Genomic DNA, 5,872 nt, shown 5'->3' on the forward strand with positions numbered 1-5,872 from the left:
TCCCCACTCTTCTCCGCAGCCGCTCCCCTCGATGAACGCCTGCGTGCCCCACTGCGCGCGCCGGAGTGCATCGCCGCGGGCGGCTGCGCGTCAGGCGCTCAGGCGCACGAGCAGATGTCCCGCCGGGTGTGCAGGCGCGCGAGCGGATGCCGCGGTGTGTCGGCGTGAGCGGGACACGCCCGCGCGTCAGGGCAGCAGCGAGGAGTCCCCGCGGCCCCAGGCCGCGAGCATCTCGTCCGCCGCCAGCTCATCGAGGTAGTCCAGCGTGCGCATCCCGAACACCACGTCGGCCGCCAGGTGCGGCTCCCGGTTCACCAGGTCCCCCACGACGTCGTGGCGCATCACCTGCTCGTGCACCGCGTCGGCCTCCACGTGCTCGGCGTAGAAGTGCACGCACTCCTCCGGGGCCCCCATCCGCCGCAGGCCCGCCACGAGCCGCGCCGATCCGGGGGACGAGGTGATCTCGATGGCTGCGAAGTGGCCGATCGCGGCCCCGCGCAGCGACCGGTGCAGCCCGAACAGCGACATCAGGTTGACGGTCGACAGCGTCGCCGCCGACACCCGGTCCAGGTATCCCAGGTAGGTGGGGTCCAGCTCGGCGGCCGTCATGAGGTCGGCCCACAGTTGCTGGTGCACGCGCTCGCCGCGCCCGCCGCCGAACTCGTCGAACTCCACGGCGACGAACGAGGCCTTGGCCTGCCCCTGCAGTCGGGGGATGGCGAACGCGTGGGGGTCGCCCTCCTTGAGGTGGTACAGCGACCGGTGGGCGAAGTATTCGCGCAGCTGGTCCCAGGTGCCCTCGTCCTTGAAGTACCAGGACGGGCCGGTACCGGAGGTCGCCTCCACGGACAGCGCGTCCATCTCCGCCACCGGGTCCTCGCCGGGCTCGACGGCTCCCCGGAGGTGATCGAGGAACAGGGACTCCAGGGCGCGCCGCAGCCGCAGGAGCTCGGGGTCCCATTCCAGGTCGGCGTCGACCCCGGCGAAGCCCCGGTAGTGGAGCTCGTAGAGCGTGTACAACGCGAGCTGCAGATCGCGGCCCAGCGGATCGGTGTCCTCCGGCATGCCCGGGAGCCCGTCTGTCCGGCCCGTCGACAGCGCCGTGACCACGGCCTGCGAGAGCGGCCCGCTCGCCGCGGGCAGGGTCGGGGCGGAGAAGGTCGGGGCGATCTCGGTCGGGGCGGCTGTCATGCCCCTCTGTCTACCCGCGATCGCGGTGGTCCTCCACCGGCTCGGAGGGCCGCTCACCCCGTCGGCCGCTCATCCCGCGGGTCGGTCCGCCCTCGCGAAGGCGTCGAAGATCCGGGCGCCGTGGGGCAGTGCGGCCTCATCCAGGACGAACCCGGGATGGTGCAGGTCGGTCTCCTCGGACTCGCCGTCCCACACCCCCAGCCGCAGGTAGACGCCGGGGATCTCCTCGGTGTACCAGGCGAAGTCCTCGCCTCCGCTGGACTGGACGGCGGTGCCCACCCCGTCGGCACCGAGCACCTGCTCGACGGCCGACGCGGCCAGGTCGGCGCAGGTCTCGTCGTTGACCACCGGCGGCACGCCCTGGACGTAGTCGACCTCGGCGCGGACCCCGTAGGTCGCGGCGATCGTCTCGACGGCCTCGCGGACGACGGGCTCCGCCGTGGCCCACACGTCGCGGTCGGCGCTGCGCAGCGTGCCCCACAGCTGCCCCGAGTCGGGGATGACGTTGGGTGCGGTGCCTCCGGCCTTGACCGAGGCCCAGGTCAGGACCGTGCCCGAGCGCGGATCGATCGTCCGGTCCACCACGGCGGTCACCCCCGTGACGATCTGCGCCAGGGCGAAGACCGTGTCCTGGGTCTCGTGGGGCCGGGCGGTGTGCCCGCCGTCCGAGTGGACCGTGATGCCGATCTTGGCGTTGGACGAGGTGATGGCGCCGCCGGTCACGCCCACCTCGCCGACACGACGGTGCGGGTCGCAGTGCAGCGCGAGGATGCGGTCCACGCCCTCCACCACGCCCTCCTCGACGCAGTCCTTGGCGCCACCCGGCATGGTCTCCTCCGCCGGCTGGAAGATCAGGCGCACGGGGCGCGGCGGCGGGTCGGCGACCAGCATCTCGGCCGCGCCCAGGAGCATCGCGGTGTGGCCGTCGTGACCGCACGTGTGGGCGACCCCGTCGACCTCCGAGGCGAAGGACTCGCCGGAGTCCTCGCCCATGGCCAGTGCGTCGATGTCCGCGCGCAGGGCCACGACGTCCGTCGCGGTGGCGCCGTCGGCGGCCGGGACGTCGCACCACAGGCCGGTGCCGATCCGGAACCGCGTGGGCGTCAGCCCCATGGACCGCAGCTCACCCTCGATGTAGTCGGTGGTCTCGGTCTCCTCGTAGGACAACTCGGGGTGGGCGTGGATGTGGCGCCGCCACCCGATCAGTCGTCCCTCGAACCCGTCCGCGTCGCCGGGTTCACTCTTCTTGCGTCCGAACACCGAACACCTCCTGACAGAAGTCGACCACCCGGTCCCCGAGCAGCTGCCTGTTGGCCAATTTCACGAACTCGTGACCCTCGTCCTCGAAGAGCAGCACGTCCACCGGTACGCCGCGGCGACGCAACGCCTCCACGGCCTGCTCCGTCTCGCTGAGCGGCACATTGGTGTCGTGTGCCCCGTGGACGAAGAGCACGGGGACGTCGACATGGTGATACAGATGTAGCGGCGACGCCTCCCTGAGTAGTTCCCGCTCCTGCAGCGGGTTCCCGTACTTGGGATAGGCGGCGGCGGCGATCCACGGCTCGGTGGTGCGGTAGAAACTCTGGAGATCGCTCATCCCGCACGCCGCGATGCCCCCTCGCCACCGCCCGGGGTGCCGGACCAGGGTCGCGTTCACCAGATACCCGCCATAGGAGCGGCCCGAGACCACCGCCCGGTCGGGGTCGGCGATGCCCGCCTCGACCAGGTGCAACAGCGCGTCCTCGACGTCGTCGATCCCCGCGAAGCGGCCGTAGCGGTCGTCGGCGTGGCTGAAGAAGCGTCCGGACCCCGTGGACCCACGCACGTTGGGCGCGAAGTAGGTCACGCCGATGTCGAGGTACCGGCGGGCGAGGTCGTTGTACCCCGGCCGGGACTGTCCCTCGGGCCCGCCGTGGAGGTACACGACCGTGGGCGTCGGTTCGTCGGCCGGGTCTGCGCGGTACAGCCAGCCGGACAACTCCAGCCCGTCGCGGGCCGTGAAGTGGACCAGCACCGGCGCCGGATCCGGTTGCCTCGGCGGCTCTCCCGTCCACCTCCGTCGCTCCACGTCGTACATGACGATGCGCGGCGGCTGGTCGAGGCTCTGCACGGTGAGCGCCAGCAGACGGCCGTCGGCGGTGAGGGTGGGCGAGGACGCCACGACCTCGGGGAGCGGCGGTCTGACGATCACCCGCGGCCGGTCCCCGCTCAGGTCGAGCACCTCGATCTCCGACAAGCCCCCGCGGACGTTCCACAGCAGCACCGCCGTCGAACGGTCCAGGCTCACCTCCACCCGGTCCAGGTCCGCGTCCTCCCGGTAGGCCACCGGCCAGGACTCCGTGCTCTCCTCGTCCGCGACCACCGCGATCAGGCCCATGCGCTCCGCGGAGTGGTCGCTGCGGACGATCATCCTCATGGGCCGGTCCTCGCCCCCGGCGTCGAGGATCACGCCGGCGTCCGTGGTGGACCCGGTGTCGACGGGCAACAGCGGCCACCACCGGCCGTCCGGGACGATCCGGAGCAGTTCGCGGTGGCCGCGGGCTCCGACCCGGAACAGGGCCGCGCCGTCGCGGGCGTGGACGAGCGCGCCCCCCATCCGGCTGTCGACCACCGTGCTCTCGCCCGTCTCCGGGTCCACCAGCCTGCCCTCGGCCAGTCCCTCGGAGTCGAAGGCGGTCAGGGCCAGCAGGTCGCCGTCCCAGCAGACGATCTGCTCGGTGGCGTCGTGGTGGGTGTCGATCGGGTAGACATCCCTGTCCGCGGGGTCGGTCGTGACCAGCCAGATCCGCTCGCGCTCACCGCCGTCGGGTGCCACCTCACAGGCCAGCCACTTGCCGTTGGGAGAGTAGGCGACTCGACGGACCGGGCCGTTGACGGGCAGCACGACGTCGCGCTCCGGCCCTGCCCCGTCGAGGCCCCCCAGGCCCAGTGGCCGCTGCACCGCCCGCGGGTATCCGGTGCGCTCGGTGACCACGCACGCCAGCATCGACCCGTCCGGGGACAGGCACGGAGAGGTGGTGTGACGGATCGCGTCCGGCCCCCCGGCGGCGTCGTCGGGTGGGCCGGCGACGTCCAGGGACTCGGCCTCCTCGGTGATCTCGGTCGTGTCATGCACGGTGGATCCAGGTGTCCTTTCCCCCGCCCCCGCTCGAGGCGTTGACGACCATCGTGCCCGCCGGGGCCACCCGTGTCAGTGCGACGGGCGGGGCGGAGGCGAGGATCTCACCCGAGTCCCCGGGTCGGAGCATGACGAACGCCCGCATGTCGACGTGCCGGCGCTGGAGTTCCTGCCCGTCGAACGTCGGCAGGGTGGACAGGGCCTGGACCTCCTGCGCGACGAATCGCTCGCCGTGCCGCCGCAGTTCGTCGCGGCGCTCGTCGAGCTCGCGGGGAGTGCACTCGGGGCCGACGGTGATCCCGGAGCCCCCGTACCCGTCGATCGGCTTGACCACGAGCTCCCCCAGCCGGTCGAGGACCTGCTTCCGCTGCTCGGGGTCGGAGCAGAGATAGGTGTCCACCTGGCCGATGAGGGGCTTCTCGCCCAGGAAGAAGTTGATGATCTCCGGCACGCGCGCGTAGATCGCCTTGTCGTCCGCCGCGCCGTTGCCGGGGGCGTTGACCACGGCCACCCCGCCCTCCGCCATCGCGCCGAGCAGACCGCGCCGCAGAACGGTTCCGTCGGCCCCCTCGGAGGAGAGCAGCATCTCCTCGTCCATACGGACGTAGAGCACATCGACGGGGGTGCGCTCGTCGCCGTCGACGCGCCACAGTCGACTGTCCTCGACCACCAGGTGGTCGGGGGTGACGAGCGGGCCGCCGATCGCGGCCGCGACCTGGCCCAGGTCGAAGGATCCGAGCTCGTCCTCCGCGATCACCACCGCGATCGCCGGATCGTCGACGCCGTCCGGCGCGGCCGCGCGCAGCGTCTGCGTCAGCATGTCCAGGCCGACCCGGGGATCGTGGATCTCGGACCGTGCGCCGAACTCGGGGAAGCCCTCGCTGATCCGGTCGCGCAGCGCGACCGCCATGGCCAGTCCGCCGGCCATCCGCAGGTTGTCCTCGAGGACCACCCACTCGCCCGGGGCGGTGGACACGAGGTCGACCCCGCACACCGGGGCGTGCAACGCCCCCGCCGGGACCGACCGGCCGGTGGGACGGAAACCCGGTGCCCGCTCGAGGGCCTCGGCGGGGACGACACCGGCGCGGGTGATCTCGCCGGGGCCGTAGATGTCCCGGAGGAACAACTCCATCGCGCGGGCGCGCTGCTCGATCCCCGCCGAGATCCGCGCCCACTGGTCGGCCGGGATGATCCGCGGGACCGCGTCCAGCGGGAACACCTGCGGCTCGTCCCTGCCGTAGACCTTGAGCGTCACCCCGAGGTCGCGGAGGCTGTCGTCGACCGTGTCCTTGCGCTCACACAGGGTCTCGGGGCCCAGGTCCGAGACGGCCTTGAGCACGTCCACGTACTCGGGCCGCGGCACGCCGTCCTCGGTGATCGCCTCGTCGTGCACCTCCTCGGTGACGGCCTCACCCAGCGGCGAGTAGGAGGCGAGCATCGACCGCATGCCGCGGTCGTCCGCCACGTCGCGGGGCCGGATCCGGTCGACGGTCTCCGCCAGCAGGACGGCCACCACGTCGCCACGCCTCCCGCGACGGCGGTGGGCGGCGCGTTGGCGGGCCG

4 protein-coding genes are annotated in these 5,872 nt (G+C 72.4%); all 4 read right to left on the bottom strand.

What is annotated here, in order from left to right; translation table 11 throughout:
• Positions 1–186: 186 nt before the first annotated feature.
• Positions 187–1,191, bottom strand: a complete 1,005-nt coding sequence (locus G6017_RS13015) for an iron-containing redox enzyme family protein (protein ID WP_182617718.1) — start codon at positions 1,189–1,191, stop codon at positions 187–189.
• 69 nt (positions 1,192–1,260) lie between these two features.
• Positions 1,261–2,451 (bottom strand): amidohydrolase, encoded by a 1,191-nt coding sequence (locus G6017_RS13020; protein WP_182617720.1) that lies wholly within the window; start codon positions 2,449–2,451, stop codon positions 1,261–1,263.
• Positions 2,429–4,306, bottom strand: coding sequence for a prolyl oligopeptidase family serine peptidase (locus G6017_RS13025; RefSeq protein ID WP_182617722.1), 1,878 nt, complete (start codon positions 4,304–4,306; stop codon positions 2,429–2,431). The genes G6017_RS13020 and G6017_RS13025 overlap by 23 nt, the downstream gene beginning before the upstream one ends.
• On the bottom strand, positions 4,299–5,872 hold a 1,574-nt coding region (locus G6017_RS13030; protein WP_182617723.1), incomplete at its 5' end, for a circularly permuted type 2 ATP-grasp protein. The genes G6017_RS13025 and G6017_RS13030, both read right to left, overlap by 8 nt.

This window comes from Dietzia sp. B44 (assembly GCF_014145245.1).
In the GTDB taxonomy this organism is placed as follows: Bacteria; Actinomycetota; Actinomycetes; order Mycobacteriales; family Mycobacteriaceae; genus Dietzia; species Dietzia natronolimnaea.

Coding starts and splice junctions, on each gene's coding strand:
- G6017_RS13015 (WP_182617718.1), bottom strand. CDS start 1,191: ATGACAGCCGCCCCGACCGAGATCGCCCCGACCTTCTCCGCCCCGACC.